The organism is Agrobacterium sp. ICMP 6402 (assembly GCF_009498615.1).
In the GTDB taxonomy this organism is placed as follows: domain Bacteria; phylum Pseudomonadota; class Alphaproteobacteria; order Rhizobiales; family Rhizobiaceae; genus Agrobacterium; species Agrobacterium burrii.
In genome coordinates, this window is the sequence record NZ_QSNV01000003.1 from 277743 (window position 1) to 295806 (window position 18064).

Here is an 18064-nt window from a genome sequence, read left to right on the forward strand (position 1 = left end):
ATCATGAGCAAGGGTATTGTTCTTCTTGCCGCCGGTGGAACCGGCGGCCATGTGTTTCCGGCAGAGGCGCTGGCGCATACGCTGAAAGCGCGCGGTTATCAGGTGCATCTCGTCACAGACAGTCGCGCCGAGCGTTATGCCGGTAAGTTCCCGGCGGATGAAATCCATGTGGTGCCTTCGGCCACCATCGGCTCGAAAAACCCGATTTCCGTGGCGCGGTCGCTCTGGAAGCTGTGGGTGGGCTTGCGTGCGGCGCGTCGGCTGGTGACGAAATTGAAACCAGTCGCGGTGGTCGGCTTCGGCGGTTATCCCACCGTGCCGCCGCTTCTGGCATCCACCGGGCTTGGCGTTCCCTCAATCATTCATGAGCAGAATGCGGTGATGGGCCGCGCCAACAAGGCGCTGGCTGCCCGCGTGAAGGCAATCGCCGGCGGTTTCCTGCCGCCCGCCAACGGTCAATATTCCGACAAGACGGTGGCGACAGGCAATCCGGTGCGCCCGGCGGTGCTGGCGGCATCTGAAATTCCCTATACGCCGTCGCAGACGGGGGAGCCTTTCCAACTGGTGGTTTTCGGCGGCAGCCAGGGTGCGCAGTTCTTTTCGAGCGCCGTTCCGGCGGCGATCTGCCTGATGAAGGACGAGCAGCGCAAGCGCGTCGTCGTGACCCAGCAGGCCCGCCCCGAAGACAAGGACAGCGTGATAGCCTCCTACCAGAAGCTCGGTGTGAAGGCTGACGTTTCGCCCTTCTTCGGTGACATGGCCTCGCGCATCGCTGAGGCCGATCTCGTCATCAGCCGCTCGGGCGCTTCGACGGTGTCGGAGCTTTCGGTGATTGGTCGCCCGTCGATCCTCGTGCCTTATCCGCATGCGCTGGATCATGATCAGGCGGCCAATGCCGCAGCACTTTCGGCTGCCGGCGGCGCAAGCGTCATCAAGCAGGCGGAACTGTCACCGCAGAAACTATCCAGCCTGCTGTCCTCGGCGCTTTCCGAGCCGGACCGTCTTTCCGCAACGGCGGCGGCGGCCAAGGCGACCGGAAAACCGCATGCGGCGGATGTGCTGGCCGATCTGGTCGAGGCGATTGCCGAAGGCCGATCCGTCCAAGAATTTAAAAAGAACATTGAAGGAGTTGATGCATGAAGATGCCGAAAGCCATAGGCCTTGTCCATTTCATCGGCATAGGCGGGATCGGCATGAGCGGCATTGCCGAAGTGCTTCATAATCTTGGCCACCGCGTGCAGGGCTCGGACCAGTCCGACAGCGCCAATGTGCAGCGCCTGCGCGACAAGGGCATCGAGGTATTCGTCGGCCATACCGCAGATAATCTCGGTGATGCGGAGGTCGTTGTCGTTTCCACCGCCATCAAGAAGAACAATCCGGAACTGATCTCGGCGCGGGAAAAGCACCTGCCGATCGTTCGCCGTGCCGAAATGCTTGCCGAGCTGATGCGTTTCCGCAATGCCATCGCCATTGGCGGCACCCATGGCAAGACCACGACGACCTCCATGGTCGCGACCCTGCTCGAAGCCGGCAATCTCGATCCGACCGTCATCAATGGCGGCATCATCAATGCCTATGGCACCAACGCCCGCATGGGCGAGGGCGAGTGGATGGTGGTAGAAGCCGACGAGTCCGACGGTACTTTCCTGAAGCTTCCGGCCGATGTGGCCGTCATTACAAATATCGATCCGGAACATCTGGATCATTATGGCAATTTCGACGCCGTGCGCGCCGCATTCCGGCAATTCGTCGAGAACGTGCCGTTCTACGGTTTCGGCGTCATGTGCCTCGATCATCCCGAAGTCCAGGCGCTGGTCGGCCGGATCGAGGACCGCAAGGTCATCACCTATGGCGAGAACCCGCAGGCGGATGTGCGGTTTTCGAATGTGCGTATCGACGGTACGCGGTCGATCTTCGATGTGGAAATCCGTCGTCGCCGCACCGGCAAGATATTCTCTTTCACGGATCTCGTTCTGCCGATGCCCGGCCGCCACAATGTGTCGAATGCGACGGCGGCGATTGCCGTTGCCAATCGCCTCGGCATTTCGGAAGCCGATATCAAGAAGGGGCTTGCCTCCTTCGCGGGCGTCAAGCGCCGCTTCACGCTGACGGGCGAAGCCAATGGCGTGCAGGTCTTCGACGATTACGGCCATCATCCGGTCGAGATCAAGGCCGTTCTGGCGGCTGCGCGGGAAGCCTGCAAGGGCCGCATCGTCGCCGTGCATCAGCCACACCGCTACAGCCGCCTTTCCAGCCTGTTTGACGATTTCGCGCATTGCTTTAACGATGCCGACACGATTATTCTTGCTCCGGTCTATGCCGCGGGCGAAGATCCGATCGAAGGCGCAAGTTCGGAAGCGCTGGTTTCGGCCATCAAGGCCGCCGGCCACCGCGACGCCCGTTTTCTCGAAAAGCGGGAGGACCTTGCGTCACAGGTTGCAGCCATTGCGAAACCGGGTGATTTCGTGGTTCTCTTGGGGGCAGGAAACATCACGCAATGGGCAGCGGTGCTGCCCTCTGAATTGAAGAGCATATCAGGAAAGTCTGAATGAGACAGGTCGATGGGGTTAAATTGCTGGGGAGGCTCGGCGAAGGGGTAAATGAACTGCGGGGACGTCTGACACCGGATGCGCCCATGGACCGCGTGACGTGGTTCAGGGCTGGTGGTCTGGCGGAAGTCATGTTCCAGCCGCACGATACTGATGATCTGATTGCCTTCCTGAAAATTCTGCCGGAAGATGTGCCGTTGACCGTGGTCGGCGTCGGCTCGAACCTTCTGGTGCGCGATGGCGGCATTCCGGGCGTTGTCGTCCGTCTGTCCGCCAAGGGTTTCGGCCAGGTGGAACTTGCCGACGAGAACCGCATCAAGGCCGGCGCCATCTGCCCGGACAAACATATTGCCGCGATGGCCATGGATAATGGCATTGGCGGTTTCCATTTCTTTTACGGCATTCCCGGCTCCATCGGCGGTGCGCTGCGCATGAACGCGGGCGCCAATGGCGGCGAGACGCGCGATCGCGTGGTGGAAGTTTACGCGGTGGACCGTCAGGGCAACCAGCATGTGCTTTCCAACGCAGATATGGGCTATAGCTACCGCCATTCCGGCGCAGATAAGGGCCTGATCTTCACCGGTGCTCTGTTTGAGGGGTATCCGGAAGACAAGGCGAAAATTCGCGCCGATATGGATGCCGTGCGTCACCACCGTGAAACCGTGCAACCGATCCGCGAACAGACTGGTGGCTCTACCTTCAAGAACCCCGAAGGTCACTCTGCGTGGGAACTGATCGACGAAGCGGGCGGCCGTGGTCTGGTCATCGGCGGCGCGCAGATGTCATCGCTGCATTGCAATTTCATGATAAATACCGGCCATGCGACCGGTTACGATCTGGAATATCTGGGTGAAACCATTCGCAAGCGGGTGTTCGAGAAGTCGGGCATAAGGCTTGAATGGGAAATCAAGCGCCTTGGCCTGTTCATGCCGGGCCGGGAAGTGGAGCCTTTCCTGGGGGCTTGATGTATGAGCCTGGTGCATAACGAGCGCACGAAGTTGCTGGCGAATTCGATTGACCGCCTGTCAACGGCGTGCGTGGCGGCAGGCTTCATTGCGCCTGCCGTTTCCTTAGCGAATGGCTCCGGCTTGAGCATTGCCTGGGGTATAGTGGCTTCAACTTGCATTTGGCTTTTCACAGCTTTTACATTACATTTGGGGGCGAGACACGTACTTGGAAGGCTAAGGCCATGAGTTCTGCGACGTTCTTTTTTCTCTATATTTTGCCGCTTCTCATCGGTGCAGGGGTGTGGTCGCTTATCTTGTTGAGCGATTTTTCCGGAACCCGCCGAAACAAAGTTCATCCCGGCGAATAAGATCCCTACCTAATAAATGTAAAATCCCGCGAAACTGATGTTTCGCGGGCTTTTTGCTGTCAGTATTTTATGCGGCTCAGACTTCGTCCTTGCGGGACAGAAGAATGCAGGCGAGCGTGATGATGGCGGAGACGCAGAGGTAATAACCAACATATCCCATGCCGTAATTCACCTGCAGCCATGTGGCGATGTAGGGCGCAAGCGATGCGCCGAAGATGCCGGCCATGTTGAAGGTGATGGACGAGCCGGTGTAGCGCACGCGGGTCGGAAAGGGGGCGGCGAGCGCCGTGCCGATCAGACCGTAGGTCATGCCCATCAGCATCATCGCAAGCGTTGCGAAGATGAAGATCGAGCCTTCGCCGCCTGTCATCAGGCTGGGCAGCAGGAAGGAGAACAGGGCGATCAGCACCGTCGTCAGGATCAGGATTTCACGACGGCCGAATTTCTCGGCAAGCTTGCCGGCGATCGGGATGAAGATACCGAAGACGATGGAGCCGAGGATTTGCACTTCCAGCGCGTCGAGGAACGGAATTTTCAGAACCTTGACGTTGTAGGACAGCAGATAGGCAGTGCCAATATAGAACAATACGAAGGTGGCCAGCGCCACGAAGGTGCCGAGCACGAGGCTGCGCTTGTGGCTGCGGAATAGTTCCACGACCGGCACAGCAACACGCTCTTCCTTTTCGATCGCCTGCTGGAAGGCAGGCGTCTCGGTGATCGACAGGCGAACCCACATGCCGACCGCAATCAGGATGATCGAGGCGACGAAGGGAATGCGCCAGCCCCAGCTTAAGAGCGATTCCTGCGACATGAAGTGCAGAAGGATCCAGAAGACGCCGGAGGAGAGGAACAGGCCCACGGGTGCGCCAAGCTGCGGGAACATGCCGTACCAGCTGCGTTTGCCGGGCGGAGCGTTTTCCGTGGCGAGCAGGACGGCGCCACCCCATTCACCGCCAAGGCCGAAGCCCTGACCGAAGCGGCACAGCGCCAGTAACAGCGGCGCAAGAACGCCTGCCGTTTCATAGGACGGCAGCAGGCCAATGACGACCGTCGAGACACCCATGGTCAAAAGGGCTGCGACAAGCGTGGTCTTGCGGCCGACGCGATCACCATAGTGGCCGAAGACCACCGCGCCGAGTGGACGGGCGAAAAAGGCGATGGAGAAGGTGGCGAAGGACGCCAGGAGCGCCGTTGTCGGGTCGCTGTTCGGGAAGAACAATGTCGGGAACACGAGCACTGCGGCCGTGGCGTAAACATAAAAATCGAAAAACTCGATGGTCGTGCCGACCAGGCTGGCAGTGAGAACTCGTGCAGGCGAATTTGTCTTTACAACGTTCGAATTGCCAGCTGTCGGCGATATCGGAGATATCGCGTCAGTCATGGTATTGGTTCCATTTCGGATGATTGGAATGTCATGCCCTTGGGAGGCGATGACTGCGTTAACGCAATTTTCGTTCTTTTGAAATGCTAAAAAAGAAATAAAGCAGATAATGTGATCGCAGGCGCATTGGCTTGGTGCATGTCGTCATTCAGTGTTTGAGAGACTGATTCAGGCCCCGGATTTAAAGCGCTGAAACGCCAGATGATTTAGCCGTGGAAAAACGCGCGTCGTTAACGTTTGTCTCTTGCCTTTAGCGGGCGCGGACAGGTGCCGTATGCGGATTTTATTTCCGACCATTCAAAACCTGCATGTTGCAATCGGTGCAACTCTCTGATTCCAAGGAGGGAATCCGGATCGATGCTGATTCTTTAATGGAACTCGGCATGTTGGGCGCGGCGGTTAACGAAAGTAAACGATTCATTAACCTTAATGGCGTTTAACTGATCTCAAGGGTCATGTGCCAGAATCACCGTCCGTCAAATTCGGTCGGTTCGGGCGTGGTTCGTAACGGAGAGTTGGTGTCAGAGGGTTCGATGGGCGGCAAACACGTAGCTGTTCTTTTGGGTGGGTTTTCGTCGGAGCGGCCGGTCAGCCTCTCGTCGGGCAACGCTTGCGCGCTTGCTCTGGAAGGCGAGGGCTATCAGGTCACCCGTGTCGATGTAGGGCGCGATGTCGCAGCCGTACTCGCCGAGCTGCGCCCGGATGTCGCCTTCAATGCGCTGCATGGCCCCTTCGGTGAGGACGGCACCATTCAGGGCATTCTCGAATATCTCGCCATTCCCTATACGCATTCCGGCGTGCTGGCTTCCGCCCTTGCCATGGACAAGGCGCAGGCCAAGAAGGTTGCTGCCGCCGCTGGTATCCCGGTTGCTGCCGAGCGCGTCATGAACCGCTTCGATTTCACCAGCGAACATCCGCTTGCGCCGCCCTATGTGGTGAAGCCGGTGCGCGAAGGCTCGAGCTTCGGCGTTGTGATCGTCAAGGAAGACCAGTCGCATCCGCCGCAAATCCTCACCTCGTCCGAGTGGCGTTATGGTGATCAGGTCATGGTAGAGCGCTATATTCATGGGCGCGAACTGACGTGTGGTGTGCTCGATGGCGAGGCGTTGGGCGTCACTGAAGTGGTGCCGCTTGGTCACAATTTCTATGATTATGACGCTAAATACGCGGCTGGTGGCTCGAAACATGTCATTCCCGCAGAAATTTCACCGAAAATTTACCAAAAGATTCAAACATTGGCGGTTATGGCGCATCAGGCGATCGGGTGCCGTGGCGTAAGCCGTTCAGACTTTCGTTACGACGACCGTTTCTCAGAAGATGGCGAAGTTATCTGGCTTGAAGTGAATACACAGCCGGGCATGACGCCGACCTCCCTGGTGCCGGAAATGGCGGCTCACGCGGGCCGCTCCTTTGGTAACCTTGTCAGCTGGATGGTGGAGGACGCTTCGTGTTCGCGGTGACCGGCAAAAAATCGACGGCGAAAAAGCGCGAGCAATATGCGGCGGCGGCCAATGCCGACGATCGCAGGGTGCTGCCGCGTCCGCTGCGCCGCTTCGTGCGTTTCGGTGTCAGCCTTGCGACCGGACGCATTCACATTCCCGCCCATACCGGTACGATTTCGGCCATCGCCTTTTACGCGGTGACCGGGCTTTACGGCATGTCGCTTGGCGGACACACCAACATCGTCACCCAGACCACGACATCGGCCGCGGGCTTTGCGGTTGAAGACGTGAAAGTCTCCGGCAATCTGCAGACCTCCGAAATCGAAGTCTTCCAGCTTCTCGGCCTTGATGGCAGCACGTCGCTGATCGCGCTTGATATCGATGCGGCGCGCCGCAAGCTCGTGCAGCTTCCCTGGGTGGAAGATGTGGATATCCGCAAGGTTTACCCCAAGACGGTGGAAGTTCGCCTGAAGGAGCGTCAGGCCTTCGGCATCTGGCAGCATGGCACGGAACTGTCGCTGATCGAAAAAAGCGGCAGCGTGATTGCGCCGCTGCGTGACAATAAATTCGCCGAACTGCCGCTGTTCGTCGGACGCGACGCAGAAACGGGCGCCGCCGGTTTCGTCGGGCAACTGGCCGACTGGCCGGAAATCCGCAACCGTGTCCGCGCTTATGTCCGCATTGCCGGCCGTCGCTGGGATCTGCATCTCGACAACGGTATCGTCGTCAAGCTGCCCGAAGAAAATCTGCCGCAGGCGCTGCAATTGCTGGCGCGGCTCGATCTCGAGGAAAAGGTTCTGTCGCGTGATGTCGCCGCGGTTGATCTCCGGCTCGCCGACCGCACCACGATCCAGCTGACCGAAGGTGCGACGGCCCGTCGTCAGACCGCCGTCGATGCGCGCACCAAGGCTCTCAAGAAGGCGGAGAAGAACACATGAGCTTATTCGGTTCTTCCCATTTCGGCCTGCCTCGCCTGAAGCCGCTTTCCTCCAAGCGCAGCCACATCGTTTCGGTGCTGGACATCGGCTCGACCAAGGTCGTGTGCATGATCGGCCGGCTGACGCCGCGTCAGGAGAGCGAGATTCTGCCGGGCCGCACTCACAAGGTGGAAATCATCGGTATTGGTCATCAGCGCTCACGCGGTGTCAAATCCGGCGTGATCGCCGATCTCGATGCGCTCGAAGGTGTCATCCGTCTGTCGGTCGATGCGGCCGAGCGCATGGCGGGCCTCACCGTGGACAGCCTGATCGTCAATGTCTCCGCTGGCCGGCTGGCGAGCGATATCTATACGGCGAGCATCGATCTCGGCGGCCAGGAAGTGGAAGCAAGCGATCTGCGCAAGGTTCTGGTGGCGGCAAGCCAGCAGTCCATGCGTCAGGACCGGGCGATCCTGCATTCGCTCCCGACGGGTTATTCGCTGGACGGCGAGCGCGGCATTCGCGATCCGCTGTCGATGTATGGCGATCTTCTCGGCGTTGACATGCACGTTGTGACTGTCGAGCGCACGGCGCTGAAGAACCTCGAACTCTGCGTCAACCGCGCGCATCTGTCCGTCGAAGGCATGGTGGCGACGCCTTATGCCAGCGGTCTTGCAGCGCTCGTGGACGATGAAGTTGAACTCGGCTGTGCCGCCATCGACATGGGCGGCGGCACGACCACGATCTCGGTTTTCGCCGAAGGTCGTCTGATCCATACCGACGCGATCGGCCTTGGCGGCCATCACGTTACGACAGATCTTGCACGTGGCCTCTCGACACGAATCGAAGATGCGGAGAGACTGAAGGTGGTGCATGGTTCGGCTTTGCTGAATGGCGCGGATGAGCGCGACATGATTTCGATCCCGCCGATTGGCGAAGATGATCGCGATCAACCATCGCAAGTTTCAAGAGCCCTTGTAACCCGCATCGTGCGGGCGCGTATCGAAGAGACGCTGGAATTGATCCGTGATCGTATCCAGAAGTCCGGCTTCAGCCCCATCGTCGGCAAGCGCGTTGTGCTGACCGGCGGCGCAAGCCAGCTGACGGGGCTGCCGGAAACGGCACGGCGCATTCTCGCCCGCAACGTTCGTATCGGTCGCCCCATGGGGGTATCCGGTCTTCCGGTGGCGGCAAAGGGACCGGCATTTTCAACCGCCTGCGGACTGATGATCTATCCGCAGGTGGCGGACATCGAAATTCATGCGGCGCAAGGCGGAATGTTCTCGCCGTTTGGTACGGGCAGCGGCCGGATAGCCCGGGTGGGGCAATGGCTGAAAGAGAGTTTTTGAGTGGCCTCGTGGCGTAAGCCGGAGGTTTCAGAGTTGAGTTTTCAAGAATCGGCCAGCGGGGCGATGCGGCCAGAGAAAAAAGGAATGGTAAAATGACGATACAGCTGCAAAAGCCTGATATCACCGAACTGAAGCCACGCATCACCGTCTTCGGTGTTGGCGGTGGCGGCGGTAACGCTGTCAACAACATGATCACGGCTGGCCTCCAGGGCGTCGACTTCGTCGTCGCCAACACGGATGCGCAGGCTCTGACCATGACGAAGGCAGATCGGGTCATCCAGCTCGGCGTCAACGTCACCGAGGGTCTTGGCGCCGGTTCCCAGCCGGAAGTCGGCCGCGCCGCCGCTGAAGAATGCATCGATGAGATCATCGACCACCTGAACGGCACCCACATGTGCTTCGTCACCGCCGGCATGGGCGGCGGCACCGGTACGGGTGCTGCTCCTGTTGTCGCACAGGCCGCCCGCAACAAGGGCATCCTGACGGTTGGCGTCGTGACCAAGCCTTTCCACTTCGAAGGCGGCCGCCGCATGCGTCTTGCCGAACAGGGCATCGAGGAACTGCAGAAGTCCGTCGATACGCTGATCGTCATTCCGAACCAGAACCTCTTCCGCATTGCCAACGACAAGACGACCTTTGCCGACGCCTTCGCCATGGCCGACCAGGTTCTCTATTCCGGCGTTGCCTGCATCACCGATCTGATGGTGAAGGAAGGTCTCATCAACCTCGACTTCGCCGACGTTCGCTCGGTCATGCGTGAAATGGGCCGCGCGATGATGGGCACCGGCGAGGCTTCGGGTCCGGGCCGCGCAATGCAGGCTGCGGAAGCGGCAATCGCCAACCCGTTGCTCGACGAAACCTCGATGAAGGGCGCACAGGGCCTGCTGATCTCCATCACCGGTGGTCGCGACCTCACCCTGTTCGAAGTCGACGAAGCGGCGACCCGCATTCGCGAAGAAGTCGATCCGGATGCCAACATCATCCTCGGCGCGACCTTCGATGAAGCTCTGGAAGGTCTCATCCGCGTCTCCGTCGTGGCGACCGGCATCGACCGCGTTGCCGGCATCGGCGAACAGAACGTTGCCGAAATGCGCGCTGCTGCCGCCAAGCCGCTTATCCGTCCTTCAGCGGCCGTTGCTCCCGCTCCGGCCGCAGTTCAGCCTGCACATGCAGTATCGCAGGCACCAAAGACCGTAGACCAGATCGCCCAGACCATCCGTTCGGCGGAAGCTGAAATGGAACGCGAACTCGGTTTTGCCGCCCACCAGCAGCCGTCTCAGGACTTCCGTCCGCAGAGCAAGCTGTTCGCATCCGCTCCGGCTGAAGCGCCGGCGGCTCTTCGTCCGGCTCAGCCGGTTCAGCAGGCCGCTCCGGTTGCTCCGGCACCGGTCTATCATGCTCCCGAACAGGTTGCCGCTCCGCGTATGCAGCAACCGCAGGCACCGGTCTACCAGGAGCCTGCTCCGGTTGCCCGCCAGCCAGAGCCTGTCCGCATGCCGAAGGTCGAGGACTTCCCGCCGGTCGTGAAGGCCGAGATGGATCATCGCGATCGCGCCGCTCCTGCCGCCCAGGAAGAGCGTGGCCCGATGGGTCTTCTGAAGCGCATCACCAACTCGCTTGGTCGCCGTGAAGAGGAAGAAGTTCCGTCCGACATGATGGATGCGCCGAGCATGGCGCCGCAGCGCCGCGCGCCGCTTTCGCCGGAAGCCAGCCTCTACGCACCGCGTCGTGGCCAGCTTGACGACCACGGCCGTGCAACGCCTGCAGCGTCCAGCCACCACGACGACGACCAGCTGGAAATTCCGGCCTTCCTGCGCCGCCAGTCCAACTAAAGGCGATTCCATCCGCCTCTTCAAACGCCCGGGTTTCACGACCCGGGCGTTTCGTTTATTTTGCGTGATTAACACTAAATTAATTAGCGTTTTCAATATTTTACGCGTGTAACAATCCGAAACGAACAGTGATTTGTCGTGGCACCTACATGTGCGTATGTATGAGGCTGGGTAAGGGGAAATACGGACTTGGCCGGTCGCCAAAACCGGCTTTAAAACTTGAACGGCGCTTCACCAAACGGCGCGGTTTGCAAAACAAGGCATATACGCATGACTATCGGACTGCTCGGATTTCAGACAACTATCGCACATGCTGTTCAGCTTAAAGGCATTGGCGTGCATTCCGGCAATCCGGTCTCCATGACGTTCCAGCCCGCAGAAGCTGGCACGGGCATCGTATTCCATCGCCTTCATGACAATGGCAACGTCACCGAGTTGAAGGCGGTTTCGGCCAATGTCGGCAATACCGACCTGTGCACCGTGCTCGGCCGTTCGCTATCCCAGTCAGTGGCGACGATCGAGCACGTCATGGCCGCCATTTACGCCATGGGCCTCGACAACCTCGTTGTTGAGGTTGACGGCCCGGAAGCGCCCATCATGGATGGCAGCTCTGCTCCTTTCATCGAGGCGATCGAATCGGTCGGCATCAAGAACCTTGGTGCGAAGCGCCGTTATATTCGTGTCACCAAGCCGGTGCGCATCGATTCGGGCGCGTCCTGGGCGGAATTCCGTCCCTATGACGGCACACGCTTCGAGGTCGATATCGATTTCGACACGCCGCTGATCGGTAAGCAGTCCTGGAAGGGCGACCTGACGGCAGAAACGTTCAAGAACGAACTGTCGCGCGCCCGCACCTTCGGTTTCATGCGTGACGTGGAGCGCCTGTGGGCTGCCGGTTATGCGCTTGGTTCTTCGCTTGAAAATTCCGTCGTCATTTCCGACGACAACAGCGTCATCAACATGGAAGGCCTGCGTTACGCCAAGGACGAGTTCGTCCGTCACAAGACGCTGGACGCCGTGGGCGACCTGGCGCTGGCCGGCGCGCAGTTCATCGGCTGCTATCGCTCCTATCGCGGCGGCCACAAGGTTAATGCCAATGCGCTGAAGGCCCTGCTGAACGACCGTTCCGCCTATGAGATCGTCGAAGCTCCGGCTGCCCGCAACCAGATGGTGCGCGCCCGCGAATTCGTACCGGTCAACATGCCGGAATTTGCGCCCTGGTCGGCTTGAGTTTGTTCGCAGGCTATTGATTGACAGGAAAGCCGCTCCCCTTGGGGGCGGCTTTTTTATGATGCGGGGCGGGATGTTTCGTCATATCGCCTGATATTCATGCGATTGCGCGCGCGGATGCCATAAAAATGCGTTAATGCGTCATCATTGCGTTGCCCTGCGGATGCTTTTATGGCTAGAAACGCCAGTGCAAAGCCGATGCTTATGTATTTGCGCGGGAAGTGGGAACTGTCGAATGAAGCATGTAGGGTCTGGTGCGATGAAGGGTACGATGCGGGGGATCGCCGTTTCGTTGTTGTTGGTCGGTGCAAGTGTCGCCGTCACGGCCTGCCAGTCCGATCCGGATATCGACATTACCAAGCTCGGCTTCGAATCCGATCCGCCTGACGTTCTGTACAAGCAGGGGCTTGCCAACATGAACGCCGGCAACATGACGGAAGCCTCGCGCAAGTTCGAGGCTATCGACAAGCAATATCCATTCACCGAATGGGGCCAGAAGGCGCTTGTCATGCAGACGTTCATTGCGACGCGCACCAACAAGAATGATGTGGCCATCACCAACGGCAGCCGCTTCCTGCGGCAATATCCGCGTTCCAAGGATGCGGCTTATGTTCAGTACATGATCGGCCTTGCCTATTCGAAGCAGATTTCCGACGTGACGCAAGACCAGCGCGCAGCACAGCGCACGGTCGAGGCGATGAGCAAGGTCGTCAACGACTATCCCGATTCGGAATATGTCGCTGATGCGCAGGCCAAGATTCGTTTCGCCCGCGACCAGCTCGCCGGCCGCGAAATGCAGGTCGGCCGTTATTATCTTGAGCGCAAGGAATATCTCGCCGCCGTTTCGCGTTTCCGCATCGTCGTCGAGCAGTACCAGAACACCAACCAGATCGAGGAAGCGCTGGCGCGTCTGACGGAAGCCTATTATGCGATGGGTCTTGCCGAAGAGGCGCAGACCGCGGCTGCCGTTCTCGGCAACAACTATCCCGACAGCCAATGGTATGCGGACTCCTACAAGCTGCTGAAAGGCAACGGGCTGGAGCCGCGTGAAAACAAGGGGTCCTGGATTTCGCGCGCCGGCAAAAAGCTTATCGGCGCCTGAGACGGGGCATAGGCCATGCTGGTCCAGCTCTCGATTCGCGATATCGTCCTGATTGAAAGGCTCGACCTCGGTTTTGAGGCGGGCCTTTCCGTGTTGACGGGTGAGACGGGGGCGGGCAAATCCATTCTGCTCGACAGTCTTTCCCTTGCGCTTGGCGGCCGCGGTGATGGCGGCCTGGTGCGTCACGGCGAAGAGAAGGGGCAGGTTACCGCCGCTTTCGAAGTACCGAACAATCACCCGACACGGCTGCTGCTGCGCGAAAACGGTCTCGATGACGATGGCGATCTGATTTTCCGCCGGGTGCAATCCGCCGATGGACGGACCAAGGCCTATATCAACGATCAGGCGATCAGCGTGCAGATGATGCGCCAGCTTGGGCAATTGCTGGTGGAAATTCACGGCCAGCATGATGACCGCGCCCTTGTCGATACCGATGCCCACCGCACGCTGCTGGACGCCTTTGCCGGGCTGAGCGATGAGGCTCGCGCCGTGCAGGGTTTCTACCGCACCTGGAAAGACGCCGAGCGTGCGTTGAAGACCCATCGCGCCAAGGTAGAAGCGGCAGCCCGCGAGGCGGATTACCTGCGCTCTTCCGTCGAGGAACTCGAAACGCTTTCGCCGCGTGACGGCGAGGAGAACGAGCTTGCCGAGCGCCGTGCGGTAATGCAGAAATCCGAACGCATTGCCGGCGATATCGCTGAAGCCAGCGAGTTTTTGAACGGCAACGCTTCGCCCGTGCCTGTCATCGCTTCGATGATGCGCCGTCTTGAACGCAAGAGCCACGAAGCTCCCGGCCTCTTGGAAGACACCGTGCAATTGCTGGACGCCGCGCTCGACAATCTCTCCAATGCGCAGATGGAAGTGGAGGCGGCGTTGCGCCGCACCGAATTCGATCCGCGTGAGCTGGAGCGGGTGGAGGAGCGGCTGTTTGCGCTGCGCGCCGCCGGCCGCAAATATAACGTCGCTGTGCCTGACCTACCGGCTCTTGCGGAAAAAATGGTGGCGGATCTTGCCGATCTCGATGCCGGTGAGGAAAAGCTCGGCAAGCTCGAGGCCAATCTCGGCGTGGTGAAAGCCGATTTCGACCATGCGGCGAAATCGCTTTCCGAAAAACGTCGCCATGCGGCGGACGCACTTTCCGATGCTGTGATGGCCGAGCTTCCGGCGCTGAAGCTGGAGCGGGCGCGGTTTACCGTCGAGGTAACCTCCGATCCCGAGCAGGCGACGGCGGATGGCATCGACACGGTGGAGTTCCACGTTCAGACCAATCCGGGCACACGCCCCGGCCCGATCATGAAAGTGGCGTCGGGCGGTGAATTGTCCCGTTTCCTGCTGGCGCTGAAAGTGGCGCTGGCGGATCGCGGTTCGGCACCAACTCTGGTGTTCGACGAAATCGACACAGGCGTCGGCGGGGCTGTGGCGGATGCCATCGGCCAGCGGCTGCGTCGCCTGTCGAAAACCGTGCAGGTTCTGTCCGTTACCCACGCACCGCAGGTGGCCGCGCGGGCTGCAACCCATCTTCTCATTTCCAAAGGGCCGTCTGGTGATGGCAGCGAGCGCATTGCCACCCGCGTGGCGACGATGGAGCCGAAACACCGCACCGAAGAGATCGCCCGCATGCTTGCCGGTGCGTCGGTGACGGACGAGGCGAGGGCTGCGGCGGCCCGTCTGCTGGCTGCCAAGGACTGATTGCTCGCGAAAGCGTTACGAGAGCGCCTCGGTGTTGTGGGTCTTGTGAGTCTGGCGGCAAAACTGATTTTATTGCTGTTTTATTTCGGCTAAAAGCGTTCGGTAATTCTGAAAAGAGGCCGCTATGTCGAAAGACCAGATTCCCGTCGAAAACCTGACTGAGCTTGAGGCCTCTTCCGAGCTGGCATTTCTGGCAGCCGAGCTTGCCCGTCATGATGCGCTTTACCACGGCAAGGACGCGCCGGAGATTTCCGATGCGGACTATGATGCGCTGAAGCGGCGCAACGATGCTATCGAGGCGGCGTTCCCGGCGCTCGTGCGGGCCGACAGCCCATCGAAAAAAGTCGGCTTCGCACCGCTGCCGACCTTTGCGCCCATCGTGCATGCCCGCCCGATGCTGTCACTCGACAACACGTTTTCGGAAGAGGATCTGCGCGATTTCGTCAGTTCCGTTTATCGTTTTCTCGGACATCTGCCTGACGATTCCATCGCATTTACCGCAGAGCCGAAGATCGACGGGCTTTCGATGTCGATCCGCTATGAGAAGGGCAAGCTGAAGACGGCGGCGACGCGCGGCGATGGCACGACCGGCGAGAATGTCACCGCCAATATCAGGACCATCAAGGAAATCCCGAACGAATTACCTTCGGACGCGCCTGATGTGGTGGAGGTGCGCGGTGAAGTCTATATGGCCAAGAGCGATTTCATGGCGCTCAACGCCCAGATGGAGGCCGAAGGCAAGCAGACTTATGTGAACCCGCGCAACACGGCATCCGGTTCGCTGCGTCAGCTTGATGCCAATGTCACGGCGAAACGCAAGCTGCGGTTCTTTGCCTATGCGCTGGGGGAGGTCTCGAATGGCGGCCAGCCCGCACGCCTTGCCGATACGCAATATGGCATCGTCGAGAAATTCCGGGAGTGGGGATTTCCGGTCAATCCGCTGATGAAGCGATTCACCTCCGCCCAGCAATTGCTTGAACATTATAATGAAATCGGCGTTGCGCGGCCTGATCTCGACTACGATATCGACGGTGTGGTCTATAAGGTCGACCGGCTTGATCTGCAGGAGCGGCTGGGTTTCCGCTCGCGCAGCCCGCGCTGGGCCACCGCGCACAAGTTTCCGGCCGAGCAGGCCTTCACCACGGTTGAAAACATTGAAATTCAGGTGGGTCGTACCGGCGCATTGACGCCGGTGGCGCGATTGACGCCAATTACCGTCGGCGGTGTCGTTGTCACCAATGCGACGCTGCATAATGCCGATTACATCGAGGGCATCGGCAATAGCGGCGAGCGTATTCGCCCTGAAGACCACGACATACGCATCGGCGACACTGTTATCGTCCAGCGCGCCGGCGATGTCATTCCGCAGGTGCTGGATGTGCTGCTGGAGAAGCGCCCGGCCGAGGCGGTGAAATATGCGTTCCCGGAAAAATGTCCGGTCTGCGGCAGCCATGCGGTGCGCGAACGCAATGAGAAAACCGGCAAGCTCGATTCGGTCACGCGCTGCACCGGCGGTTTCGTCTGCCGGGCGCAGGCGGTCGAGCATCTGAAACATTTCGTTTCGCGCAATGCCTTCGATATTGAAGGGCTGGGCACCAAGCAGATCGATTTCTTCTTCGAAAGTGATGATCCAGCGCTCTCTATCAAGACTGCGCCCGATATCTTTACGCTGAAGGCGCGGCAGGAAGCGTCCCACCTGACCAAGCTCGAGAATATTGACGGTTTCGGCAAGGTCAGCGTCAAGAAGCTGTTCGATGCCATCGATGCCCGCCGCGAGATCGATCTGCATCGGCTGATCTTCGCGCTCGGCATCCGTCATGTCGGCGAGACCACGGCAAAGCTTCTGGCGCGCTCCTATGGCACCTATGAACATTTCGAAGAGGCCATGAAGGCCGCGGCGGATCCGGCAAGTGACGCTTGGGCGGAACTCAACAGTATCGACGGCATTGGCGAGGTCGTGGCCCGCGCCATCATCGAGTTTTACAAGGAACCACGCAATCTCGATGTCATCGACCGGCTGATCCGGGAGTTGCAGCCGAAAGAGGCTGAAAAGCCGTCCACCGAAGGCAGCCCTGTGGCGGGCAAAACGGTGGTGTTTACCGGCTCGCTGGAAAAATTCACACGGGACGAGGCGAAGGCCCGGGCCGAAAGCCTCGGCGCGAAAGTGGCCGGTTCCGTTTCGAAAAAGACGGATATTCTGGTGGCAGGGCCGGGGGCCGGCTCCAAGCTTGCCAAGGCGGCGGAGCTGGGCGTGCAGACCATGGACGAGGATGAGTGGCTGGCGTTGATCGGCGGTTGAGGTGCCGTCATCGCTGTGTTGTCTTGCACCGCTAGAGGTTCGCGCCTGAAACGGGGAACGCATCATGGATGACCGCATTGTCGTCACCACTCAGCAGGTCCGGGCGCTGATCGAGAGCCAGTTTCCGCAATGGGCGGTGCTGGATGTTCAGCCGGTGGAACTGAGCGGCTGGGACAATCGCAGCTTTCGCCTCGGCGATGCGATGCTGATCCGCATGCCGAGCGCTGAACGTTATGTGGCGCAGGTGGAGAAGGAACACCGATGGCTGCCGGCGCTTGCGCCCCTTTTGCCGGTTCAGATTCCAGCGCCGTTGGCGCTTGGACAGCCGGGCGAGGATTATCTGTTCTGCTGGTCCATTTATCGCTGGCTGGAGGGCGAACCTCTCGCTCGACATTTGGACGGTGTTGATCTTTCGGTTATCGCCATCGATGTGGCGGCGTTTTTGCAAGCCCTGCACGGTATAGATGCTTCGGCTGGTCCACCTGCGGGCGCGCATAATTTTCATCGCGGCGGATCGCTAGCGGTCTATGAGGAGGAGGCGAGGGCCTCAGCGGCACGCCTTTCCGATGAAGTGGATCAGGCGCTGGCCATGGAGATATGGCAGCTTGCACTTTCGAGCCGCTGGCAGGGGCAGGGCGTGTGGGTGCATGGCGATATTGCCGAGGGCAATCTGCTGGTGCAGGACGGGCGCCTGTCGGCCGTCATCGATTTCGGCAGTTCCGGCGTCGGCGATCCGTCGTCCGATCTCATTCTGGCGTGGAATGTGCTTGATGCGGAAAGCCGGGCTGTTTTTCGCCGGGCGTTGGATCTGGATCAGGCTACATGGCAGCGCGGGCGCGGCTGGGCGTTATGGAAGGCGCTGATCGTGCTGGATTCCGAGCGCGGGCGGAATGAAAAAATGGCCGAATGGTCGCGAAGGACCATTCGGGAAGTGTTTGAGGATCATCTGAAAAACTGAC

General features: G+C 59.7%; 13 protein-coding genes. 12 read left to right on the forward strand and 1 reads right to left on the reverse strand.

Annotated elements, in window-relative coordinates; all coding sequences use genetic code 11:
* The first annotated feature begins 3 nt into the window (after positions 1 to 3).
* Genes murG through murB form a run of 3 tightly spaced genes read left to right on the forward strand, consistent with a single transcriptional unit; the run spans position 4 to position 3514 of the window.
* A complete protein-coding gene (gene murG, locus DXT96_RS12485) occupies positions 4 to 1140 on the forward strand; it encodes an undecaprenyldiphospho-muramoylpentapeptide beta-N-acetylglucosaminyltransferase (protein ID WP_153515048.1) in 1137 nt (378 codons plus the stop codon).
* Positions 1137 to 2552: a UDP-N-acetylmuramate--L-alanine ligase gene (gene murC / locus DXT96_RS12490; protein WP_153515049.1), complete on the forward strand. Its 1416-nt coding sequence runs from the start codon at positions 1137 to 1139 to the stop codon at positions 2550 to 2552. The genes murG and murC overlap by 4 nt, the downstream gene beginning before the upstream one ends.
* Positions 2549 to 3514, forward strand: a complete 966-nt coding sequence (gene murB / locus DXT96_RS12495) for a UDP-N-acetylmuramate dehydrogenase (protein WP_153515050.1) — start codon at positions 2549 to 2551, stop codon at positions 3512 to 3514. The genes murC and murB overlap by 4 nt, the downstream gene beginning before the upstream one ends.
* A gap of 426 nt (positions 3515 to 3940) precedes the next feature.
* On the opposite strand, the gene DXT96_RS12500 is transcribed toward murB, so the two are convergent.
* Positions 3941 to 5245 carry an MFS transporter gene (locus DXT96_RS12500; RefSeq protein WP_153515051.1) on the reverse strand — a complete coding sequence of 435 codons (1305 nt, stop codon included), beginning with the start codon at positions 5243 to 5245 and terminating at the stop codon, positions 3941 to 3943.
* Between the two features lie 533 nt (positions 5246 to 5778).
* Between DXT96_RS12500 and DXT96_RS12505 the strand changes: the two genes are divergently transcribed.
* From DXT96_RS12505 to DXT96_RS12545, 9 genes are all read left to right on the forward strand, one after another.
* Complete coding sequence (locus DXT96_RS12505) at positions 5779 to 6705, forward strand: D-alanine--D-alanine ligase (RefSeq protein WP_149900184.1); 927 nt, start codon at positions 5779 to 5781, stop codon at positions 6703 to 6705.
* Positions 6693 to 7625: a cell division protein FtsQ/DivIB gene (locus DXT96_RS12510; protein ID WP_207133927.1), complete on the forward strand. Its 933-nt coding sequence runs from the start codon at positions 6693 to 6695 to the stop codon at positions 7623 to 7625. The genes DXT96_RS12505 and DXT96_RS12510 overlap by 13 nt, the downstream gene beginning before the upstream one ends.
* Entirely contained in the window at positions 7622 to 8953 is a 1332-nt protein-coding gene (gene ftsA / locus DXT96_RS12515; protein ID WP_149900186.1) for a cell division protein FtsA, read from the forward strand. Before DXT96_RS12510 ends, ftsA begins: the two co-directional genes overlap by 4 nt.
* A gap of 92 nt (positions 8954 to 9045) precedes the next feature.
* Entirely contained in the window at positions 9046 to 10785 is a 1740-nt protein-coding gene (gene ftsZ / locus DXT96_RS12520) for a cell division protein FtsZ (protein WP_153515053.1), read from the forward strand.
* A gap of 270 nt (positions 10786 to 11055) precedes the next feature.
* The gene (lpxC, locus tag DXT96_RS12525) at positions 11056 to 12015 is read left to right on the forward strand and encodes a UDP-3-O-acyl-N-acetylglucosamine deacetylase (RefSeq protein ID WP_153515054.1); all 960 of its coding nucleotides are present in this window, start codon (positions 11056 to 11058) and stop codon (positions 12013 to 12015) included.
* A 235-nt stretch (positions 12016 to 12250) separates the two neighbouring features.
* Positions 12251 to 13117 carry an outer membrane protein assembly factor BamD gene (locus DXT96_RS12530; RefSeq protein ID WP_149900189.1) on the forward strand — a complete coding sequence of 289 codons (867 nt, stop codon included), beginning with the start codon at positions 12251 to 12253 and terminating at the stop codon, positions 13115 to 13117.
* Between the two features lie 15 nt (positions 13118 to 13132).
* Positions 13133 to 14806: a DNA repair protein RecN gene (gene recN / locus DXT96_RS12535; protein ID WP_153515055.1), complete on the forward strand. Its 1674-nt coding sequence runs from the start codon at positions 13133 to 13135 to the stop codon at positions 14804 to 14806.
* Between the two features lie 124 nt (positions 14807 to 14930).
* Positions 14931 to 17105: an NAD-dependent DNA ligase LigA gene (ligA, locus tag DXT96_RS12540; RefSeq protein WP_153515056.1), complete on the forward strand. Its 2175-nt coding sequence runs from the start codon at positions 14931 to 14933 to the stop codon at positions 17103 to 17105.
* Between the two features lie 64 nt (positions 17106 to 17169).
* Complete coding sequence (locus DXT96_RS12545; protein ID WP_153515057.1) at positions 17170 to 18063, forward strand: aminoglycoside phosphotransferase family protein; 894 nt, start codon at positions 17170 to 17172, stop codon at positions 18061 to 18063.
* Position 18064 lies beyond the last annotated feature (1 nt).

Coding starts and splice junctions, on each gene's coding strand:
- murG (WP_153515048.1), top strand. CDS start 4: ATGAGCAAGGGTATTGTTCTTCTTGCCGCCGGTGGAACCGGCGGCCAT.
- murC (WP_153515049.1), top strand. CDS start 1,137: ATGAAGATGCCGAAAGCCATAGGCCTTGTCCATTTCATCGGCATAGGC.
- murB (WP_153515050.1), top strand. CDS start 2,549: ATGAGACAGGTCGATGGGGTTAAATTGCTGGGGAGGCTCGGCGAAGGG.
- DXT96_RS12500 (WP_153515051.1), bottom strand. CDS start 5,245: ATGACTGACGCGATATCTCCGATATCGCCGACAGCTGGCAATTCGAAC.
- DXT96_RS12505 (WP_149900184.1), top strand. CDS start 5,779: ATGGGCGGCAAACACGTAGCTGTTCTTTTGGGTGGGTTTTCGTCGGAG.
- ftsA (WP_149900186.1), top strand. CDS start 7,622: ATGAGCTTATTCGGTTCTTCCCATTTCGGCCTGCCTCGCCTGAAGCCG.
- ftsZ (WP_153515053.1), top strand. CDS start 9,046: ATGACGATACAGCTGCAAAAGCCTGATATCACCGAACTGAAGCCACGC.
- lpxC (WP_153515054.1), top strand. CDS start 11,056: ATGACTATCGGACTGCTCGGATTTCAGACAACTATCGCACATGCTGTT.
- DXT96_RS12530 (WP_149900189.1), top strand. CDS start 12,251: ATGAAGCATGTAGGGTCTGGTGCGATGAAGGGTACGATGCGGGGGATC.
- recN (WP_153515055.1), top strand. CDS start 13,133: ATGCTGGTCCAGCTCTCGATTCGCGATATCGTCCTGATTGAAAGGCTC.
- ligA (WP_153515056.1), top strand. CDS start 14,931: ATGTCGAAAGACCAGATTCCCGTCGAAAACCTGACTGAGCTTGAGGCC.
- DXT96_RS12545 (WP_153515057.1), top strand. CDS start 17,170: ATGGATGACCGCATTGTCGTCACCACTCAGCAGGTCCGGGCGCTGATC.